This is a genomic window from Nostoc sp. FACHB-888, assembly GCF_014696655.1.
Taxonomy (GTDB): Bacteria; Cyanobacteriota; Cyanobacteriia; order Cyanobacteriales; family Nostocaceae; genus Nostoc.
The window spans coordinates 104,971-126,071 of sequence record NZ_JACJQM010000003.1; the positions used below are offsets into that span (position 1 = coordinate 104,971).

21 protein-coding genes are annotated in these 21,101 nt (G+C 42.1%); 14 read left to right on the top strand and 7 right to left on the bottom strand.

The features are described 5' to 3' along the window. Positions 1 to 132 precede the first annotated feature (132 nt). The 3 genes from lptC to metG all read right to left on the bottom strand — a co-directional run bounded on the left by lptC (position 133) and on the right by metG (position 3,743). Positions 133 to 1,341, bottom strand: coding sequence for an LPS export ABC transporter periplasmic protein LptC (gene lptC / locus H6G26_RS03050; RefSeq protein ID WP_190727869.1), 1,209 nt, complete (start codon positions 1,339 to 1,341; stop codon positions 133 to 135). Continuing rightward, complete coding sequence (locus H6G26_RS03055) at positions 1,341 to 1,970, bottom strand: NYN domain-containing protein (RefSeq protein ID WP_041565095.1); 630 nt, start codon at positions 1,968 to 1,970, stop codon at positions 1,341 to 1,343. Before H6G26_RS03055 ends, lptC begins: the two co-directional genes overlap by 1 nt. Before the next feature lie 168 nt (positions 1,971 to 2,138). Beyond that, entirely contained in the window at positions 2,139 to 3,743 is a 1,605-nt protein-coding gene (gene metG, locus H6G26_RS03060; protein ID WP_190727870.1) for a methionine--tRNA ligase, read from the bottom strand. A 370-nt stretch (positions 3,744 to 4,113) separates the two neighbouring features. Here metG and H6G26_RS03065 point away from each other — a divergent pair, with 370 nt between their 5' ends. The 5 genes from H6G26_RS03065 (at position 4,114) to H6G26_RS03085 (ending at position 7,800) form a co-directional block, all read left to right on the top strand. Beyond that, the gene (locus H6G26_RS03065; protein WP_190727871.1) at positions 4,114 to 4,839 is read left to right on the top strand and encodes a 1-acyl-sn-glycerol-3-phosphate acyltransferase; all 726 of its coding nucleotides are present in this window, start codon (positions 4,114 to 4,116) and stop codon (positions 4,837 to 4,839) included. A 210-nt stretch (positions 4,840 to 5,049) separates the two neighbouring features. Next, positions 5,050 to 5,877: an alpha/beta hydrolase gene (locus tag H6G26_RS03070; RefSeq protein ID WP_190727872.1), complete on the top strand. Its 828-nt coding sequence runs from the start codon at positions 5,050 to 5,052 to the stop codon at positions 5,875 to 5,877. Between the two features lie 50 nt (positions 5,878 to 5,927). Further along, positions 5,928 to 6,176, top strand: coding sequence for a hypothetical protein (locus tag H6G26_RS03075; protein ID WP_190727873.1), 249 nt, complete (start codon positions 5,928 to 5,930; stop codon positions 6,174 to 6,176). Continuing rightward, positions 6,163 to 6,426 (top strand): type II toxin-antitoxin system PemK/MazF family toxin, encoded by a 264-nt coding sequence (locus H6G26_RS03080; protein WP_199326615.1) that lies wholly within the window; start codon positions 6,163 to 6,165, stop codon positions 6,424 to 6,426. The genes H6G26_RS03075 and H6G26_RS03080 overlap by 14 nt, the downstream gene beginning before the upstream one ends. 207 nt (positions 6,427 to 6,633) lie before the next feature. Further along, entirely contained in the window at positions 6,634 to 7,800 is a 1,167-nt protein-coding gene (locus H6G26_RS03085; RefSeq protein ID WP_190727874.1) for an EcsC family protein, read from the top strand. A 138-nt stretch (positions 7,801 to 7,938) separates the two neighbouring features. On the opposite strand, the gene H6G26_RS03090 is transcribed toward H6G26_RS03085, so the two are convergent. Together H6G26_RS03090 and H6G26_RS03095 are read right to left on the bottom strand one after the other, a co-directional pair. Continuing rightward, the gene (locus H6G26_RS03090; protein ID WP_190727875.1) at positions 7,939 to 8,109 is read right to left on the bottom strand and encodes a hypothetical protein; all 171 of its coding nucleotides are present in this window, start codon (positions 8,107 to 8,109) and stop codon (positions 7,939 to 7,941) included. 19 nt (positions 8,110 to 8,128) lie between these two features. Further along, the gene (locus H6G26_RS03095; protein ID WP_347242428.1) at positions 8,129 to 8,473 is read right to left on the bottom strand and encodes a type II toxin-antitoxin system RelE/ParE family toxin; all 345 of its coding nucleotides are present in this window, start codon (positions 8,471 to 8,473) and stop codon (positions 8,129 to 8,131) included. Positions 8,474 to 8,662: 189 nt separating this feature from the next. Here H6G26_RS03095 and H6G26_RS03100 point away from each other — a divergent pair, with 189 nt between their 5' ends. From H6G26_RS03100 to H6G26_RS03135, 7 genes are all read left to right on the top strand, one after another. Next, complete coding sequence (locus H6G26_RS03100) at positions 8,663 to 10,144, top strand: leucyl aminopeptidase (protein ID WP_190727876.1); 1,482 nt, start codon at positions 8,663 to 8,665, stop codon at positions 10,142 to 10,144. 253 nt (positions 10,145 to 10,397) lie between these two features. Next, positions 10,398 to 11,420, top strand: a complete 1,023-nt coding sequence (plsX, locus tag H6G26_RS03110) for a phosphate acyltransferase PlsX (protein WP_190727878.1) — start codon at positions 10,398 to 10,400, stop codon at positions 11,418 to 11,420. A 214-nt stretch (positions 11,421 to 11,634) separates the two neighbouring features. Next, positions 11,635 to 12,627 (top strand): beta-ketoacyl-ACP synthase 3, encoded by a 993-nt coding sequence (locus H6G26_RS03115; RefSeq protein ID WP_190727879.1) that lies wholly within the window; start codon positions 11,635 to 11,637, stop codon positions 12,625 to 12,627. 129 nt (positions 12,628 to 12,756) lie between these two features. Next, on the top strand, positions 12,757 to 13,647 hold the full coding sequence (gene fabD / locus H6G26_RS03120) for an ACP S-malonyltransferase (protein WP_190727880.1): 891 nt from the start codon (positions 12,757 to 12,759) through the stop codon (positions 13,645 to 13,647). A 212-nt stretch (positions 13,648 to 13,859) separates the two neighbouring features. Next, positions 13,860 to 14,498, top strand: a complete 639-nt coding sequence (locus H6G26_RS03125; protein ID WP_190727881.1) for a 1-acylglycerol-3-phosphate O-acyltransferase — start codon at positions 13,860 to 13,862, stop codon at positions 14,496 to 14,498. Positions 14,499 to 14,652: 154 nt separating this feature from the next. Next, a complete protein-coding gene (locus H6G26_RS03130; protein ID WP_190727983.1) occupies positions 14,653 to 15,690 on the top strand; it encodes an AI-2E family transporter in 1,038 nt (345 codons plus the stop codon). Between the two features lie 77 nt (positions 15,691 to 15,767). Continuing rightward, the gene (locus H6G26_RS03135; RefSeq protein WP_190727984.1) at positions 15,768 to 16,064 is read left to right on the top strand and encodes a DUF2288 domain-containing protein; all 297 of its coding nucleotides are present in this window, start codon (positions 15,768 to 15,770) and stop codon (positions 16,062 to 16,064) included. On the opposite strand, the gene H6G26_RS03140 is transcribed toward H6G26_RS03135, so the two are convergent. After that, positions 16,061 to 16,525 carry a flotillin domain-containing protein gene (locus tag H6G26_RS03140; RefSeq protein ID WP_199326616.1) on the bottom strand — a complete coding sequence of 155 codons (465 nt, stop codon included), beginning with the start codon at positions 16,523 to 16,525 and terminating at the stop codon, positions 16,061 to 16,063. The genes H6G26_RS03135 and H6G26_RS03140 overlap by 4 nt on opposite strands. After that, positions 16,419 to 16,922 (bottom strand): OB-fold-containig protein, encoded by a 504-nt coding sequence (locus H6G26_RS03145; RefSeq protein WP_190727882.1) that lies wholly within the window; start codon positions 16,920 to 16,922, stop codon positions 16,419 to 16,421. Before H6G26_RS03145 ends, H6G26_RS03140 begins: the two co-directional genes overlap by 107 nt. 451 nt (positions 16,923 to 17,373) lie before the next feature. Between H6G26_RS03145 and H6G26_RS03150 the strand changes: the two genes are divergently transcribed. After that, positions 17,374 to 19,788, top strand: a complete 2,415-nt coding sequence (locus tag H6G26_RS03150) for an endonuclease MutS2 (protein ID WP_190727883.1) — start codon at positions 17,374 to 17,376, stop codon at positions 19,786 to 19,788. 14 nt (positions 19,789 to 19,802) lie between these two features. Beyond that, positions 19,803 to 20,453, top strand: coding sequence for a Uma2 family endonuclease (locus tag H6G26_RS03155; RefSeq protein ID WP_190727884.1), 651 nt, complete (start codon positions 19,803 to 19,805; stop codon positions 20,451 to 20,453). Positions 20,454 to 21,101: the final 648 nt, after the last annotated feature.

The window sequence follows — 21,101 nt, forward strand, 5'->3', positions numbered from 1 at the left end:
AAGACTTGTAGTACTAAAATCCTAGCCTAGTGCGTTGCAGGGGGTGGGGAATGGGTAAGAGGACTTGGGGACAAGTCTTTCACCTTGTCCCCCCTATTTCCTACTCCCTACTCTCCATTCCCCCTAATTCTACTACTGACGATTGGCTCTTTCTTGGGGAATAATTTCTGTTACTACCCTACCGCTAGAACTGCCACCTTTGACAACAATATTTTCTGTTTGCAGATTACCAACGGCTGTTTCACCTGTAAAATTTAATCTTGGGTCAACTTGCTGATAAACAACATTTCCCTGAGCTTCAACTAACTTGTTGTCTAAATACCAAGTTAATGTATTAGATTTCAAAGACTGGCGACGCTGACCAATGGCGTTAACGTTACCTGTTAAATAAACCGTTTTTTGTGGTATTTTCATTTCACCTTTATTGGCGGTCACGGTAAGATTTTCGGCACGTTGGAACATCCGTACGGGGGAATTCGTAGTAACAGTTTCTGCGTTCATGTTCCAGGTCATCGAGTTACTAGTTATTTGCACTGGCGGGTTTAGTAATTCTAATTGAGCATTCTGTTTAATAGTGGCAATTTTCGTTTTTAAGTTGACTTCGGCAGAATTTCCTTTGCCGCGATCGCTAATTTTATTATCTTTGTAACGGTCAATTTCTAAAGGGCGATCGCCAATCAATTTTTCTTCTTTAATATTCCAAATCAAATGCTCGGTTCTTACTTGTAATCGGGGATCAGAGGAATTAGCTACTACCCTTCCAGAAAATTCTATACGCTGTTCGCGGGTTTTAACTCGCGCTTCTTGCGCTACAGCTTGTAGTTGTTTATGATTACCGTTAATTTGGTTGCGGACAATCAACAAATCATCTTGGGGTCGCCATTCTAATTCATTACCTTGCAATATAATTCCATTACTGGGATCTGTGGCAAATATCCTACCTTTGAGAAACAACTGCTTCCCATCTTGTTCAATATCTGCAACATCTGCTTTGATTTGGTAAACTACTTTGCCATCTTGGTATAGTTCACCATAAGGACTTTCAGCCTGACCAATTTGTTTTTCTTTGGTGTATTTTGCCTTTTTAGCTTGGACTTTCCAAGTTGGTCGTCCCACTTCATCTGCCTGTTCTAAGGTGACATCAAAGAAAGTCAAATTGCTATCTTCGTTAGATGAAGCCGCAGAATTTTCTTGAGAAGCTAGGGGAGATTTATCGCTGCAAGCAACTAAACTAAATATCAATAAACAAATCAAAGGTAAAAAAAGGAAGGGAGGAGTGGGGGAGTAATTTTTAATTTTTCTCTCCCCCTGTCTCCCCCTTTTATGAAATTGATGAGCCATTATTCTTGGATTTCTAGGTGTCCATCACTAGTTCTTGGATCTTCCAAAAAACCGATCCCAGATAATGGTCGGTATGGATAGCTTTGGCGAGGGGTTTTTTGAATATCTTCTTTGATGGCTTCTAAATCAATGTAGCGATCGCTTACATTAATCAAGCTATCGCTAGTCATCGAACGCAAGCTCACTACTTCTACCCGCACGCCGCGATAGCTGACTGAATTTACCGCATATGCCAAATCCCCATCCCCGCTTACTAAAACTGCGGTATCATAAGAATCTACTAGCGCCATCATGTCTACTGCTATTTCTACATCCAGGTTAGCTTTTTTAGAGCCATCTGGTAGCTGGACTAAATCTTTAGCAATGACTCGATAGCCATTGCGGCGCATCCACAGCAAAAACCCTTGTTGTTTCTCGTTTGTCCGGTCTACACCAGTGTAGAAAAAAGACCGCAGTAGTCTAGAACCACCAGTTAATCTACATAACAGCTTCGTGTAATCGATTTCAATTCCTAGTTGCAGCGCAGCGTAAAATAGATTTGAGCCATCAATAAATATGGCGACTCGGCCCCGATTCTCCAAAACTTGTTCTGGCGTAAATATTGAATCGGTTTCAAAATTATTCAACATCATTGTGATACCTCAATTTTTATCCCTGTTATTTTTGATACAAATTACCAACTTTTAGATGCTAGTCACAGCGGCTTATGATAATGTTCCGGGACTAATTTAAGTTCAGCCCCGATAAATTTTTACCAGAGAAATAAGAAATTGAACAAAATCAGATTTTGATAAGGACTACTCGTTTTTTGGGGGTTCTATTCGCTTAAAAATCGGTTGGGGTGTACCCAACTGTTGTTTACTAGATAGTATCCCCCATGTTGCATGGGTGGTAAAAGGAGCGCTAACTGAAATTTGTATTTGATCGTTAAAGTTTATTCCAAAGCCCAGCTGGTGATAAATATCGCTACTGATGTTGGGAATAATTGGGGATAGCAGATAAGCTGCTAGTCTAACCGATTCTAGAACTGCGTAGAGAACTTTTTCCACCGACTCCTGCTGTCCCTGTTTATATAATGACCAAGGAGCTTGTTCATCAATAAACTTATTACTGGTTTGCACCAGTGAAAGGATGACCTCACAGGCTTGACTGAAAGCTAACTCTTCATAGGCTTGTTTTACCTGTTCTCCTAGACGTAAACCATTTTTTTTCAAAGGATTTTCGTCAGGAATTGCTTCATTGCCGATTGAAGGTACACTATTGTCAACGCAGTATTTCTTCACCATGTTCAGGGTGCGATTGAGCAAATTACCTAAATCATTTGCTAAATCTGCATTCAGAACGTTAATGAACCTAACTTCATTAAAATCTCCATCCTTGCCAAATTCGATTTCCTTAAGGAAGTAATAACGAACGGCATCACTACCATAGCGCTGAACTAACGCTACAGGATCAAGGGTGTTACCCAGACTTTTACCCATCTTTTGACCATCTTTGGTCAAAAAGCCATGTCCAAATACTCGTTCTGGCAAGGGTAAGCCAGCCGACAATAGCATTGCTGGCCAGTAAACTGCATGGAAGCGCAGAATATCCTTACCAATTAGGTGCAGGTTGATTGGCCACCATGTTTCTAAAGCATTTGCTAAAGTCGGTTCTGCATCTGGTTCTAGTAATGCCGTTACATAAGCTAACAGCGCGTCAAACCAGACATAAAGGGTGTGCTTGGGATCAACTGGTACAGGAAAGCCCCAATCTAAATTTACCCGCGAAATGGAAAAGTCTTGCAGCCCTTGATTTACAAAACTGAGGACTTCGTTGCGCCGACTTTCTGGTTGAATAAAATCTGGTCTAAATTGATAAAATTCTGTCAGCTTAGTTTGATATTTGGATAAGCGGAAAAAATAGTTTTGCTCGTCTCGCCACTCCACTTCCTTGTTAGTATGAATCGCGCAACGGTGTCCTTCTAGTAGGTCGCGTTCTTCTTTAAATTCTTCACAGGATACGCAATACCAGCCTTTTTGTTGTCCCTGGTAGATATCACCAGATTTCCATACTCGCTCAAAGAATTCTTTAACGATCGCTTCATGACGAGCAGCAGTAGTCCGGCTAAAGCGATCATATTGAATGTCGAGTAACTGCCACAAATTAACGAAGCTAGGAACAATTTCATCACAAAATTCTTGTGGCGCTTTGCCTAAACTTTCTGCCGATCGCTGAATTTTTTGCCCGTGTTCATCTGTACCTGTAATCAGTAATACCCTATGCCCCAGGAGTCTTTGAAATCGAGCTACTACATCTGCTGCGATCGTCGTATAAGCACTGCCTATATGAGGGACATCGTTTACATAATATAGTGGTGTTGTTAGTGCAAATGTCAATTCTTTTTTATTCACTGGATTCATGCAAAATAAAAATTAACTTATAAAATCTTTTACTTTTATCGGAAAAACCACGCAATTATACAATAATATTTTTATTTTTTCCAATAATACCTTAATATTAGCAAATTTTTCCGGTCATAAATTGTTTTGTAATATGCATCAATTCAACTCATTTTTGCTTACAATAAATAAATTAACTAATGATAATTTTTTTGAATACTTTCTATTAGAAAATATTGTGATCAAAAATACATAATCTAGGATGGTGAAAATTTAGCTGTTTTTGTAGATTAGACATTTCTATCTTAAGACGGTCATGGCAGTGGTAAAGAAATGTAAAAATTAAATTAAGATAAACTGCCATCTTTACCGGAAAATATATTGATTAGGTATGAGTCGAAATAGCCCCCTAGAGATTTCTCGCGCTTTGGTGGCGGCACTCTCAACGCAAATGTTTCGTTATTACGAGGATCACATTCCTCAGGATGCCAGCGTCTTGGTAGTCAGTAATCACCGCAGCTTTATGGATGCGCTGATTTTAATGGCGGCGTTATCAAGTCCGATTCGCTTTGCTTGCCATCACTACATGGGACAAGTGCCAATAATGCGGGAAATTGTCACCGGACAATTGGGGTGTTTTCCTTTGGAGGAAACTCAAAACCGCCAGCAAAGCTTTTTTTCGCAGTCGCAGGTGCTATTGCAGTCTCGGCAGATGGTGGGAGTATTTCCAGAAGGGACTGAACCAATGGTGAAATTTACTCAGCCAAACCATGTGGGTGACTTTCAGAGGGGTTTTGCCCATTTGGCATTGCGGGCTGATGTGCAGGATTTAGCTATTTTGCCGATCGCGATCGCCTCCTTAGAAGAAGTAAACACTTCTGGTTTCCCCTTAAGGCTTTTGAGTCTATTTGACCCTTCAGAACCTTTATTTAACCAAAGTGGTTGGCATCCTCTGGTAATTTATCATCGGGTTGCAGTGTTAATCGGTCGCCCTTATTGGATTACGCCCCAACATCAAAAACAATATCATGGCAAACAAGCCAGAACTGTTGTGGCTGAACTGACAGAACACTGTCATGGTGAAATTAGCAACTTACTGCGTCAAGGTTGCTATTAGAGCCATTCGATTTTGGGAATTCTACGCGTAGCTTGCTTCCACTAAGTGGTACGGCTTTGCTCAGTCGAACAATTTTGGATTGTCCCCATAAGTTTCAGTAGCTTGTAAGACTTTTTTTGTTTTTGCTCAAAAGTACCGAAGCTTCTAAAAGCAACAATCAGCAATCCAAAAGTTTTATACCATTGACTAATGACTAATGACTAATGATCAATGACTATCTCAGAAGTTGAGCTAAAGCCTTGTTTCCTAACTCCTAAACGAGTAAAGCCAGAGTATCCACTGTTGGTATATTTGCCAGGAATGGATGGAACAGGTCAACTATTGCGATCGCAAACCGCAGGATTAGAAACTGGCTTTGATGTCCGTTGTTTGGCGATCCCACGCAAAGACCTTAACACTTGGGATGTACTAGCTAAGAGTGTATTGGACTTGATCCACGCTGAGTTAGAAAAAAGCTCTCAGAGGTCAGTTTACCTATGTGGCGAGTCGTTTGGTGGTTGTTTGGCAATGAAAGTGGCGATCCAAAGGCCGCATTTATTTAAGCGAATTATCTTAATTAACCCAGCATCCGCCTTTCGTCTTCGCCCTTGGTTGAATTGGGCATCCCAACTTACTTACTTGGTGCCATCAGAGTTGTATGATGTTGGCGCACTGGGATTATTGCCGTTTTTAGCATCTTTGCAACGCATTTCTCGGAGCGATCGCCATGAACTGCTAAAAACTATGCGTTCTGTCCCTTCAGAAACCGTTCTTTGGCGGTTGTCTTTACTGCGAGAGTTTGAAGTTGATGAAGAACACTTAAGTCGCTTAACTCAACCAGTTTTATTGATTGCCGGTGGTAGCGATCGCCTTTTGCCTTCTGTAACTGAAGTGAAGCGGATAGGTAATATCTTACCAAATGCCAAAATTTTGGTGCTGCCCGATTGCGGACACGCTTGCTTGCTAGAGGAAGATATTAATCTCTATGAAATTCTTAAGGTTAACGACTTCTTAGAAGGTAATGCTGATATGGGTAGGGGGCTAGAAGTGAGAGGGTAGGGTGAGGCGCAATCTCATCAGAAATTAATTAAACAAACTCAAAACCTACTATGACCAAAACAACTGTCAAACTGCAAATTCCTTTTGAATCACTTCTAGATGCCATTGCCAACCTTGCTTTAGAAGAAAAACATCAACTGTGGCAATTGTTAAATGACGAAATTAATCAAAGCGAAGGAAATTTATTTCCAGAAGACTCTTATGATTGGGGTTCCCAAGGACAGCCAAAAGCCAAGCCAGTAGAGTATATCCCTGGAGTTGGGCTAAAAGTTGTTGGTGGTAAGAATGCTCCAACCTGATTTGCTTGAATGTGACAACGTAGTTATAGTAAGTTTGCCTATTAGTACTCCTAGAGGACGTGAACAGCAAGGAACTCGACCTGCTGTAGTGGTCGGTATACCTTGGGGAGAAGTCCGCTATCCAATGCTAATGATTGCACCTTTAACTACCCAGAGTGGTTCTTGGGCGTTCAATAATCCTAGCTTATATCCGCGTTTGTTAGCCGATGCTGGTGGTTTGTCTCTGTCTTCCATTGTCTTACTAGATTAAACGCGGGGATTAGATATAAATCGAGTTTTGGCGTATTCGGGAACACTCACCCCTGAGCAATATGTTCCTATTTTTGAAGGATTAAGACAGTTATTCAGAGAAGAAAATAGTTAATCTGAAACTGATATTTACGTTTATAGAGGGATGTAGAGCCGCTCATAATTTCGCTACAACCAAACGAGAGGCTTTACAAGATGGTGTCAAGCAATGACAGACAAACCCCAAGAAATCGAGGTGAATAAACCAGTTAATTCACCCAGAGAAACTTCAGAAAGAAAAATTCAGGCTCAATCATCAGTAGAAAATGAACCGTCTGCATTAGAGTCTTTTTTTACAAGTGTTGCTCAGACTGGCAAAGCAGTTTTAGACACAGCAGTAGGGGTGGGAGAAGCGACAGCGAAAGAAACACACAAGTTAATTGAGCAAACAACTCAAACTAGCGGTCAAGTTGTGAATCGCCTTAACGAAAATTGGGTGATTAGAAAGCTATCTGGAGTATTAAATTTAAATTGGCTAATTGGTACTACTGACGCTGTTGATTTAGAAAAAGCAGAAGTTGCGGTAAAAAAGCTCAAGCAACAGTATCCAAATGAATCACCTAGCCAGATTGCTCACCGAATCATGGTGGAAAAAGCGACTCAAGCAGGGACAGTTGGACTAGCAACAAGTGTTTTGCCAGGAATAGCAGTTGCATTGTTGGCAATTGATTTAACAGCCACAACCAAATTGCAGTCAGAAATGCTTTATCAGATTGCATCTGTCTACGGGCTAGATTTAAAAGATCCTACCCGTAAAGGTGAAGTTTTGGCAATTTTTGGTCTGGGCTTGGGTGGAGGTCGTCTCTTGAAAGCTGCGGGATTAGGCTTGCTGCGAAATATACCCTTGGCGGGTGCGGTAATAGGAGCTAGTTCAAATGCAACGATGATCTATTCTTTGGGGTATGCTGCTTGTCGATTTTACGAAGCCAAGCTAGATGAATCAACTTCGCTTGCATCGCCACAGACACTAGCAACATTAAAAGCAGAGAGTGAAAAGTATTTAGAAACTGCGATCGCTCAACAAGCCGTCATGGATCAAATTTTAGTTCACATAATCCTGGCTAGTCATCCAGAGAAGACCTGGGATGAAATTCTGCCAGAATTAAAAACTCTAAACCTCAATCCTAACTCCTTAGATGCCATTGCCCAAAATATCAAATCACCTAAGTCTTTAGATATACTGCTCAATCAGCTGAATCGTGATTTTGCCATACCCTTGCTGGCTCAGTGTTACAAAATTGCCCAGCTTGACAATAAGACTACACCCGTTGAGCAAGAAATAATAGAGGCGATCGCTAGCAAATTTGATATTGACAAAAATGGAATTGGGGCATAACGCATTAGGCAGAGGAGGTAAAAAAGTGGAGTTATGAGCGGATTTCACTAGTATCAGACACAAAACTAGCCATTTTTAATAACTTTAAAGCTTGCCAAACTCCAACGGCTTGGCAGGCTTGTCTAGTGTTTTACTAAATTAATGTTCTATCATTAATTTTTTTCCAAATATAACTACCTCTCTTTTTTTAAACCTTTTCCTTTTATCTAATCTAAGTTTTTGCCTAGTTAATTCCTGAGCGCGACTTTCAATTTTTATTTGGTTTTCTATTGGCTGTTCTTTAATTTTTTCTCTTAGGCTTTTGCCCATTCTTCTTACCCTTCTTCTTTTAGTTTTTTAAGATGGCTCTTGTACCGTGCATCAGCCTTTTGAATAAGTGTTTATAAAAAAGTTTTTGGCTAACGCCGGATTTGTCACCTGCTACCAATAAAATGACTTGCCTCAATGGGTCAAAAGCAAACGCCACATGCCAAACACCACCAAAAGCTGAGAATCGTAACTCTTTCATGTTTCGGTACTTCGACCCTTTGAGCGTATCAACATGAGGACGTTTTGCTTGTGGGCCAAACATTTCTAATACTTGAGCAGTAGCAAGCAACTCATTTTTTACTTCTTGAGACAGAGCATCAAATTCAGATTCAAAATCATGATGAAACTCAACTTGCCATTCCACCAATTTATTACGGTTAAGATGTCATACCTTTTCAAGAGTATATAGATTGACACTCTCAGTACTAAATTATAGCTACTGGCCCCAACCCCCTCATCTCGTCTATCCCCTTCCCCCCCCGCTCCCCTCAGCCTGAAACAAGAAATTTGAGCAATACTGGTACAAGAAGGAATATTTACACAAAATCCCAACATGACAATTCAACTTAGTGATAAGCCTTTGCTAGAGTGGGCAGGCGATAGTTTGGCAATTGGATTATTTGAAGATGCAGTAGAGTTAACTGGAGAATTGGCAACTTTAGATCAAAAGTTTTCCGGAGTCTTAAAAGAACTAATTGCTGAAGAAGAATTTAAAGGTAAAGCCAATAGTACTATCTTCACTCGTGTGAATCCTGGTAGCCCAGTGCGGAAATTGATTTTGGTAGGCTTAGGTAAACCAGATGCACTAAAACTCGACACTTTGCGACGCGCTGCTGCTGCTGTAGCCAGAGTGGCAAAAAAGCAAAAAAGCAAAATTTTGGGATTTAATTTCCCATTGTGGAATAACGATCCAGCCGCAAGTGCCCAAGCGATCGCAGAAGGTATAGAATTAGCGCTTTACCAAGATATTCGCTTTAAATCAGAACCAGAAGATAAAGGTTCACAAATAGAGACCGTAGATTTACTAGGATTCGGTGGACAAGAAGCAGCCATCACCCTTGCTAACCAAATTGTGTCAGGCGTAAACTTGGCACGAGAGTTAGTAGCAGCACCAGCTAATGCAGTAACACCAATTACTTTGGCAGAAACTGCTCAAGCGATCGCAAAGGATTACGGTTTACAAGTAGAAATTCTAGAAAAAGAAGACTGTGAAAAGTTGGGTATGGGTGCATTTTTAGGAGTAGCGCAAGCTTCCGAGTTGCCACCTAAATTCATTCACCTGACTTACAAGCCAGAAGGTACACCCAAAAAGAAATTAGCAATTATTGGCAAAGGTGTAACTTTCGATTCCGGTGGACTGAATATCAAAGGTGCTGGTAGTGGCATCGAAACCATGAAAATTGATATGGGTGGTGCAGCTGCTACCTTGGGCGCGGCAAAAGCAATTGCTCAAATTAAGCCAGATGTTGAGGTTCACTTTATATCGGCGGTGGCTGAAAACATGATTAGCGGTCGCGCCATGCACCCTGGAGACATTCTCACAGCATCAAACGGCAAAACAATCGAAGTGAACAACACCGACGCTGAAGGGCGTTTAACCTTAGCAGATGCCTTGGTGTTTGCCGACAAATTGGGATTAGATGCGATCGTGGATTTAGCCACCTTAACCGGTGCTAATGTTATTGCCTTGGGTGAAGATATTGCTGGTTTGTACACTCCCGATGATGCTGTAGCTTCCCAGCTAGAGAAAGCTGCACAAACTTCAGGGGAAAAGATTTGGCGGATGCCAATGGAAGAAAAATATTTTGAAGGGCTAAAGTCTGGCATTGCGGACATGAAAAATACTGGGCCGCGTCCAGGTGGTTCTATTACCGCCGCCCTTTTCCTGAAGCAATTCGTCAAAGAGACACCTTGGGCGCACTTAGATATTGCTGGCCCAGTGTGGACAGATAAAGAAAATGGTTACAACGGCGCTGGGGCAACCGGCTACGGCGTTCGGACGCTAGTTAACTGGGTGCTGGGGATTGGAGAGTAGGGAGTAGAGGGAGCAGGGGAAGATGAGGGGAATGAGGGAGCAGGGGAGAAGAGTAAAACTTGAAACAAGTCTTTCCCCTTGTCCCCATGCCCAATGCCCCATGCCCAATGCCCAATGCCCAAATTCGTGCTATCTTGAGCTTGCCAGCAAAAATTGTTGCAATAGTAACAGAAATAACTTGGCAGTCAGAAAGTTAAGCTTTTTCGGCAAAGCCATCTGGTAAAATTTGTAAGGTTTCTAAAAGCTCTGAGCAATGGGATCGACTCGCGTACGGATCGCAATTGACGCAATGGGAGGGGATCACGCACCCGGTGAAATCGTTGCTGGCGCACTGCGAGCAAAGGAAGAATTGGGTGTAGATGTATTACTTGTTGGTGATCCCCAACAAATAGAAGCTGCCTTGCCGCCAAAAACGAATTTAGGGCAGGTGGAGATCGTTCCTGCTGAGGAAGCGATCGCTATGGATGAGGAGCCTTTAAATGCAGTTAGACGCAAACGCAAGGCTTCTATCAATGTGGCGATGGATTTAGTCAAGCAGCAAAAGGCAGATGCCGTATTTTCTGCTGGCCACTCTGGGGCAGCTATGGCATCAGCTTTACTCCGCTTAGGACGATTGCCGGGAATTGACCGCCCAGCCATAGGGACTGTTTTTCCAACAATTATTGCTGGTAAGCCAGTACTGGTACTTGATGTCGGCGCGAATGTAGATTGCCGTCCTAAATTTCTAGAGCAGTTTGCTGTCATGGGATCGGCTTACAGTCAATATGTTTTGGGTACAACCGAACCTAAAGTGGGTTTGTTGAATATCGGTGAAGAAGACTCTAAGGGTAATGATGCAGTCGTCCGCGCCCACCAACTGCTCCGCGAAAATTCCCAAATTAATTTTATTGGCAATGCCGAAGGGCGTGATGTACTTTCCGGTCGCTTTGATGTGATTGTTTGTGATGGCTTTGTCGGCAATGTATTATTAAAATTTGCCGAAGCAGTGGGAGAAGTGATTCTGCAAATTCTGCGGGAAGAATTACCCCAAGGATTGCACGGTCAAATCGGTTCAGCGCTCTTAAAACCAAACCTAAAGCGGATTAAGCAGCGAATGGATCACGCAGAACACGGCGGCGCTTTGCTGTTAGGCGTGGCAGGAGTCTGTTTTATCGGTCACGGTAGCTCACAAGCTCCTTCAATTTTTAATGCAATTCGCATGGCCAAAGAAGCCGTTGACAACCAGGTACTACAACGAATTCAGTCCCAATATATCCTAGAGCGCGAGAGCGGTTAGTCATTAGTCACTAGTCATTAGTCATTGGTCATTAGTCATTGGTGAGCCAGTGCGGTCTTGGGGGTTTCCCCCATGAGCAACTGGCGAACCCGAAGGGTCATTAGTCATTAGTTACGAGCAACAAAGGACAATTGACAATTGACAAATGACAAGGGACACAAAAGATAAGGACAAGGGACAAGAGACAAAAAGCTGATAGCTCAGGAGATTAGGAGTGCAAAACTTAGGCGTAGCAATTACCGGAAGTGGCTCGGCAGTACCAGCAACTTCCCTACACAACCAGGTATTGAGTGAAGTAGTTGAAACATCAGATGAGTGGATTGCCACAAGAACGGGAATTCGTCAACGACGGTTAGCCGTGCCATCTGAGTCATTGAGTGACCTCGCTACTGCCGCCAGCAGTCAAGCGATCGCAGCTTCGGGAATTAAACCAGAAGACTTAGACCTGATTCTGCTAGCGACTTCCACCCCTGATGATTTGTTTGGTACTGCTTGTAAAGTACAGGCTCAATTAGGAGCCGCCAATGCAGTAGCCTTTGATTTGACTGCTGCCTGCTCTGGCTTCGTATTTGGTTTAGTTACAGCAGCCCAATACATTAGAACAGGTGTCTATAAAAACGTCCTGTTAATAGGTGCAGATATCCTCTCTCGCTGGGTAGATTGGGAAGATCGGCGCACTTGTGTATTATTTGGCGATGGTGCAGGGGCAGTAGTATTACAAGCTGACAAAAGCGATCGCTTATTAGGATTTGCCCTTAAAAGTGATGGCACTCAAAACCATCACCTCAACCTTGCTTATGCAGGCGCTTCCCAAGAATTGCTTCCCGGTGTAAATATCACTAAAGGCACTTATCAACCTATTACTATGAACGGCAAAGAAGTCTACCGCTTTGCTGTGCAAAAAGTGCCAGAGATCATAGATAAAGCCTTATTTCAAGCCAACCTCAGCGTTGACCAAATAGATTGGCTCCTGTTGCATCAAGCCAATCAGCGAATTATTGATGCTGTTGCCCAACGCCTGAATATCCCAGAACATAAAGTTATAAGTAATCTCGCCCAGTACGGCAATACCTCTGCTGCTTCCATTCCCTTAGCTTTAGATGAAGGGGTACGACAAGGTAAAATTAAACCTAATGACATCGTTGCTACATCCGGCTTTGGTGCCGGTCTAACCTGGGGTGCGGCAATTTTTCAATGGGGAAGGTGAATATTTTGTCCTACCCTGCGGGAAGCCGCTAGCGCGTCTATGTCATTAGTCATTTGTCCTTTGTTAATGACCAATGACCAATGACCAATGACTAATGACCAATGACCAATGACTATTGACTATTGACCAATGACTAAAACTGCATGGGTGTTTCCTGGACAAGGTTCTCAAGTATTGGGAATGGGAATAGACTTATTAGATATACCATCTGCTAAAGACAAATTTGCCCAAGCTGAGGAAATTTTGGGCTGGTCTGTAACAGATATCTGTCAAAACAAAGAAGCAAAGTTATCACAGACGCTATACACTCAGCCAAGTCTTTATGTAGTAGAAAGCATTCTTGCTGACCTTCTGCGAGAACGAGGACACCAGCCAGATTTAGTTGCTGGCCACAGTTTAGGAGAATATTCTGCCCTTTATGTAGCGGGTGTCTTTGAGTGGTCGGCTGGTTTATATCTAGTAAAGCGCCGTGCAGAACTCATGGATAGTGCCGTCGGTGGAATGATGGCGGCTTTGATGAACTTTGACCACGAACAGTTGGAAAAAGCCATTGCCGAAACGCCTGATGTAGTACTAGCAAATGACAATAGTTCGGCTCAGGTGGTAATTTCAGGCACGACTGAGGCTGTACAAGCAATAATGACTCAAGTGAAAGCCAAGCGTGCTATTCCCTTAAAAGTTTCTGGAGCATTTCATTCACATTTAATCGCACCAGCTGCTGCGGAATTCCAAGACATTTTAGAATCTGTGGAATTTCAACCAGCTACTGTGCCAGTGTTGTCTAATGTAGAACCAATTCCATCTATTGATGCCGAGATTTTAAAGCAACGCTTGAATAAACAAATGACTGGTTCTGTAAGATGGCGAGAAATTTCTCTGCAATTACCAGCCAATGGCATCGAGCAAGTAGTAGAAATTGGCCCTGGTAAAGTGCTAACTGGTTTAATCAAACGTAGTAGCCCCGATTTAATATTAAAAAATATCCAGAGTGTTGCTGATTTACCAAACAGAATTCAGTAGTTAAGAATCAGAATTAATTCTGAATTCTGACCGATAAAGCGGATAGCGCAACGGTAGCGAGTTCCACGTACCCTTACGGCAATCTTGCTACGCACAGCGTTTCTAGAAAGTTTTCCAGATGGGCGAAGTAATTCATATCTACTGCTTTTTTGGGTTTGCTCTGGACCTGGCGATCGCGTATGCTAAATTCAGTCTGATTTGAATTATCTTCTGTGGACAGAAACCGCGAACCGTTTATCAGTCTGGCACTTTACCACGCCTTTAAATGGTCGGTCGTCAGCCCCATGCTTCACGCTTACTTTCGGGGCCAGATTTATGGTACGGAAAATGTCCCCCAATCAGGGCCGTTGCTGGTAGTGAGTAATCACGCTAGTTATTTTGACCCGCCAATTGTCTCCAACTGTGTACGTCGTCCAGTGGCGTACATGGCTAAGGAAGAGTTATTTAAAATCCCGGTTTTGGCGCAAGCGATTAAACTGTATGGCGCTTACCCCGTGAGCCGGGGAAATGCCGATCGCAATGCCATCCGTTCCGCCCTAGAATATCTTAATAACGGTTGGGCTGTCGGTGTTTTCTTGCAAGGTACTCGCACCCCAGATGGTCGAATTACAGACCCCAAGAGAGGAGCACTGCTACTAGCGGCGAAAGCAAAAGCCCCAATATTGCCGGTGAGTGTCTGGGGTACTGAGGAGATTTTACAAAAAGGATCGTCCCTACCTCGCGCAGTTCCCATCACTGTGAGAATTGGGAACTTGATTGATGCTCCTAGTTCCAGTAATAAAGAGGAATTGGAAGCATTGACACAAAAGTGTGCCACGGTAATTAACGATATGCATGATTTAGGAAGATGAGTTAAACAAGCAAGAGATATATGCTTTAGGGTGGTAGCGATCGCGCCTTAACCTCTGTATGTTTAGTGTCAATGTGCTCTAGCAATGAAGTGAAACTTTGTGCTTAAATGCAGCTGCTAGGCAAATCTACCACCAATTTCACCTTAAACAGCATATGAGCGGCTTTGAAGCCAAGAATTTTTGGGAGCGATTAAATAATCTGGCGTTAGTCCGCTTTTTGCTTTTGGTTGCTTCTGGCTGGGCAATTGTACAGCTTTTAGCTTACTTTGAAGCGGTCATTGTTATTTTCACCTTTGCTGCAATTTTGGCTTTTTTACTCAGTTATCCTGTACAATGGCTGCGGCGTTTTTTGCCCCACGGTGTAGCTGTTGTTGTCGTTTTTTTACTCAGTATTGTGATTATAGGCGGTCTGATCATTACCGTCGGCTTAACGGTTTTATCTCAAGGACAACAATTAATTGATAGTATCACTGCGTTTTTAAATTCTTTAGTACCTTTATTAGAGAGACTAGAAGGATTTTTGCGAGGTCGTAATTTACAGATAGATTTAAGTTTCATTGAAGAACAACTGCGGAATCAAGCTGTATCTAGCCTTGTTACTAGCTTGGCTATTTTGCAAGGATTTATGACGAACTTTCTTACATTTATATTGATTGCAGTTGTGGCTTTTTTTATGTTATTGGATGGAGACAAGCTGTGGAATCTTACCATAAAAATAGTACCAAAACATCGGCGGAATAGATTTACAAATATAATCAGACGCTCCTTTCTCGGATTTTTTAGAGGTCAGTTGTTATTAAGTGCATTTCTCACAAGTACGACTTTTTTAGTTTTTTTAATATTAAAAGTACCTTTTGCTTTGATATTGTCAGTGATAGTCGGAATTCTTGATATCATTCCTGGCATAGGAGCAACATTAGGAGTAAGCACAGTTAGTTTAGTTGTCTTGTCTCAAGGTGTTTGGTTAGCATTGAAAGTCTTAATAGCTTGTATTGTCCTCCAGCAGATACAAGACAACTTGATTGCGCCTCGGATTATGCAAGATGCGCTCAATCTTAATCCTGTAGTAGTATTCTTTGCTTTGCTAGTAGGGGCTAAAGTAGCAGGATTATTAGGTGTTTTTATATCTATTCCTATAGCTGGAGTAATTGTATCTTTATTTGAAATTGATGAAATGAAATCAGAAGTTTAGTAATTGGTCATTTGTTAGGAAGTACCTTTTAGTTAATAATGTGAAAATAGCCATCTATAAATAAACATTGGGGAATGATGTCGGATTTAAGAGCGGAATTAACGGAAATTTTGGATGAGGCAGAGTGGGAGTGGCTAATTCCTCATGTACAAAGAGATGCGGTAATTTTGGTGGCACTTGAGCTAAACTTGGTGGATGTTGGAGTAGCGATCGCCAGTGATAACATACCATCAGTAGAACAGTGGATTGATCAACAATTGATTGTCAAACCCACTACAGTACAGGTAGGAGAATGGAATGGCAATCGCACTAAGCGATTTAATACTCTCATCGTTCAGCCTTACGTTCTGGCGCAAGAAATAGTCGCTAGTTAATCAGTTTCTGTAGCGTTTTCGATCAGAGTTGGTGTTGTGATAGTTTCTAAGGAAAGATGGCTTTTTGTGTCACTTATTACTTGGTTATTGCCACGCACTAACTGGCTGATTTGACCAATTAATTCGCCTAATTTGCCTTCGTCAAGTAAGGTGTTGATTAAGGAAAGCCCACTGGTAGATAATAGTAATTTGTTAATATCTTGGCTGCCACTACTACCGTTTGCACCAGGAAATGAATAGATCCGAGTATCTCCTAAAACTCCTGGTTGTGGTGCTAAAGCGGTGACAATTTCTGGTAGTTTATCGGCTAGCTCTGGCCAAATTGAGGTAATAATTTTGGCAGTGAGATTGGCATTAATAATAGAATTTTCGGCAGCAATTTTTGCTTGAATACCTTCTGCTTCTGCTAATATCTTCAGGAGTAATTTTACTGCCCTTGTGAGAGCGATCGCTACTTGCATCCTCACCAAACTCGGCAAAAATTTTGCCAATTGGCCGCGCTATTAATCCTCCCATCAATAGGCTGATTATCATCGAAAAAAATAATATTGTAAGCCCGAATAAACTGTTAACTTTATTATTAATAATCCCACGAAACCAAACATTCAACATCCAGCCGAAAACGCCCCAGAGACTCAAATCTGTTGCCAGTAACAATATAAGTGGAGCTTTACCAATACCTGCCCATCCCAGGAATTGTCCAAAACTCAATTCGTTATTCGTATCTGCATCAACGTCGGCATCAACGTCTGCATCAATATCTTCTCCTCCCCCGCCAGAAATTATCATAAATAAGAACAGCAAGACTCCCATCCCTATAAATATCCAATAGGGCAAGTTGGCTGGGCTGAACAGCATAATATTTCGTAAATTATATGTGCTGGTACTTTTATAGCATCTAAGTCTATTTAAATCTATGTTAATACTACAATATTTAATACAAAAAATTACATATTTATCCTATGAGTATTTGTCTATAAAATATCTATAATTTCTATTTAAAATAAAATATAATTATTAAGCAATGATTCACTAAATGAAGTAAATCAAAAATTATTTGATTACCGAAAAACTTCTATTTTTTTACAATATAGCCGCATTACATGGTTATATGAAGTCAACAAAAATATTTAATTTTAGACTAAGACGGCATTTCGTGTAGCATAAAATACATAAGTGTACAAGACGTGGAGGTAACAGAGGGGAAATATACCTCTTGACTATTGATTAAACCAAAATTTTCTCCTTTAAGATTTATCCATCTAGGAGCTAGAATTGTTACGATGATTTCAGATTAGATGTTGAAACCTTGATCCAATCTGAAACCTTAGAACTATTAGAATGGCATCGCCTCTGCCAGCATCTTGCCACCTTTGCGGCAACTAAGCTGGGGGCGACAGCTGCGCGTCATCTGAAAATACCTGATTCTCAGATTCAAAGCGAACAGTTGTTAGAGCAAACCAAAGAAGTCTACCAACTAGAAACTCGTCTCACCACGGGGCTGTCATTTGAAGGAATTCAAGATATTGGCGATTCCCTAGAACGGGCAGAACGCAGTGGAGTTTTGGCAGGGGATGAACTGTTAGGGATCGCCACCACTCTCGCTGGTGCTAGAAGTTTGCGCCGTGTCATCGACAATCAGGAAGATTTGCCGATATTGACTGAGTTGGTTGCCGATTTGCGGACTTATCCAGAACTAGAGCAAGAAATTCACCGATGTATTGATGAACGGGCCCAGGTAACTGACCGCGCGAGTCAAAAACTGGGAGAAATTCGCACAGATTTGCGGCGATTACGCAGCCAAATTACTCAAAAACTGCAAAATATATTACAGGCCAAATCTAGCGCAGTTCAAGAACAGCTAATTACGCAACGGGGCGATCGCTTTGTCATCCCGGTAAAAGCACCCCAAAAAGATGCAATCCCCGGTATTGTCCACGATACCTCTACTAGCGGTGCTACCCTTTACGTGGAACCGAATTCAGTAGTGCCTTTAGGCAACCAACTGCGGCAGATAATTAGAAGAGAGCAAGCAGAAGAAGAAGCAATTCGCCGCGTTTTGACAGAACGGGTAGCCGCAGTCAAACCAGATTTGGAGAGGTTGTTAGCGATCGCTACCACTTTGGATTTGGCAACCGCTAGATCACGGTATAGCTACTGGCTAGGAGCGAATCCGCCGCGATTTATCCGGCGAGAAGACAATGAAATCATTACCTTGCGGAATCTACGACATCCATTGTTAGTGTGGCAACAACAGCACGAACAAGGGCAACCAGTAGTTCCTGTAGATTTGCTGATAAACCCGCTAATTCGAGTAGTAACGATTACCGGGCCAAATACTGGTGGTAAAACTGTAACCTTAAAAACTTTAGGTTTAGCAGCATTGATGGCCAAAGTGGGTTTATTTGTCCCCGCCCGCGAACCAGTAGAAATACCTTGGTTTGATAAAGTGCTGGCAGATATTGGCGATGAACAATCCTTGCAGCAAAGTTTATCCACATTCTCTGGACACATCCGCCGAATTAGTCGGATTTTAGAAGCATTAGGGAATGGGAAAGATGAGGGAGAGTCCAATGCCCCATGCCCTATGCCCAATTCCCTAGTCTTACTCGATGAAGTCGGCGCCGGAACCGATCCAGTTGAAGGTAGCGCCTTAGCGATCGCCTTGTTGCAATATCTAGCCAACCATGCCCAGCTAACGATCGCCACCACTCACTTCGGGGAACTGAAAGCCCTAAAATACGAAGATGAGCGGTTTGAAAATGCCTCTGTTGAATTTGACGAAAGTACTCTCTCGCCTACTTACCGTCTGCTGTGGGGCATTCCCGGACGTTCTAATGCCTTAACCATTGCCCTGCGCTTGGGATTAAAGCCAGAAGTGGTACAAGAGGCGAAAACTCAAGTTGGAGAGGCTACAGATGAAGTTAACCAGGTGATTGCAGGCTTAGAAGCGCAACGCCGCAGCCAGGAAACCAAAGCAGCTCAAGCCCAAAGTTTGTTGCAGCAAGCAGAACGTTTATACAAAGAAGTATCCGCAAAAGCTGCAAGTTTGGAGGAGAGGGAAAGTAGTTTGCGGGCTTCACAGGAAATAGCAGTCAAAGAAGCGATCGCTCAAGCAAAAGGTGAAATTGCCCAAGTGATTCGCCGTTTGCAGAAAGGTACGCCCACAGCTCAAGAGGCCCAGCAAGCAACCAATGCTTTAAATCAAATTGGCCAACAATATCAGCCAGCAACGCCAGCAAAACCAAAAGCTGGGTTTATGCCCAAAGTAGGCGATCGCGTCCGCATTCCCAAACTCGGACAGATAGCGGATGTGATCACCGCCCCGGATCAAGATGGGGAGTTAAGTGTTCGCTTTGGGCTAATGAAGATGACGGTGAAGTTGCAAGACCTAGAATCTCTAGATGGTCAAAAACCCGAACCAATCGTCAAACCCAAACCAGCCCCAGCAGCAGTAACGCCACCACCGCAAAATGTCCCAGAAATTCGTACCTCGCAAAACACCATCGATTTGCGCGGTAAGCGAGTGGCTGATGCGGAATACATTTTAGATAAAGCCATCTCGGAAGCTACAGGCCCAGTCTGGATTATTCACGGGTATGGTACTGGCAAACTGCGACAAGGAGTTCACGCATTTTTGCAACAGCATCCCAGAGTTAACAACTACGAACCAGCAGAACAAGCAGATGGCGGCACCGGTGTTACTGTTGCTCACATCAAATAAAGAGCAGGAATGCTATGTTACTTGAACTCAATCAACTAATTGTTAAAGCCGGTCATCAGTTGTTGATTAAAGATGTCTCCTGGCCGGCATACAAACGAATTTTAGCAGAATTAGGAGACAATCGCAGTTCGCGCATAGGCTACAGTCAAGGGATGCTGGAAATAATGGCTCCATTGCCAGAACATGAAGTAGCTAAAGTTCTTATTGGGGATTTGGTAAAAGTTTTATTAGAAGAACTCGATCTGGAATTTTGGAGTTTAGGCTCTACGACTTTTAATAAGGAAAGTATGGATGCTGGGGTAGAACCCGATGATTGTTTCTATATCCAAAATGAAGCTAGAATTAGGGGCAAAGATAGAATCAATTTAGAAACCGACCCGCCTCCAGATTTGGCTATTGAAATTGATATTACCTCCCGCACTCGGTTCAATAATTATCAAGCTTTGAGAGTACCGGAACTGTGGCGATGGAACGGCAGCAAGTTGGAAATTAATGTCCTGTTAAACGGGAAATATGTAGAATCAAATACCAGTTCTATTTTCTCAAATTTTCCAATTTTCCAAGTGATTCCCGAATATTTGGTGCAGAGTAAAACTAATGGTAGAAATGCGACAATGAAAGCATTTCGTGCGTGGATAAGACAGCAAATTAGTAGCCAGATTTAGTTGAGATTGCCAGAAATTGCTATTTAAAAAAATTTGTGATCAGTGCTATAGAAGCATATAGTCTAAACTATTACCTCTGCCCATCAAGTTTATAAATGAGTTTTGATATGTGCGTGGTTTGCAGTTAGAGTTAGAGCTACGATACCAACTAAGTTGGAAGAAATCAATTAGCCAACATCTTCAAGCGTCGACTTTATCAAATTTTTCAGTTTGTCATTAGTTTCAAGGAGGCATCAATCGTCCTGATGTTGTCCAGACTGCCCTGAAATAAAAGGTTACATATAAGCAAAACTGGGGTGTAATGATATCTGGCAGCAAGAAGCACCTTTTGCAAACAGAGAAAAGATTTGTATAGTAATTATGTATACATAAATATCAAATAATAAACATCAAAAAATTCCAAAATTTAAAACCGCAAATAAATTAGGAGGTATTCTACATAATTACTTGACGATAATTAGCGGTTAGCATTCAAAACAATAGTTTATTTATACTCTTGTACGGAACTAGCAGCGAAAGCCGGGTAAACCTTAACTAGAATTGATACTTTTCTACTTTGTCGAAAATAAATTTTCATCTAGAGTAGGACAAAGATACCTACTGTTTACCACATAAAAAAGCTAGATGACCTCTGGCTCATAACTACGG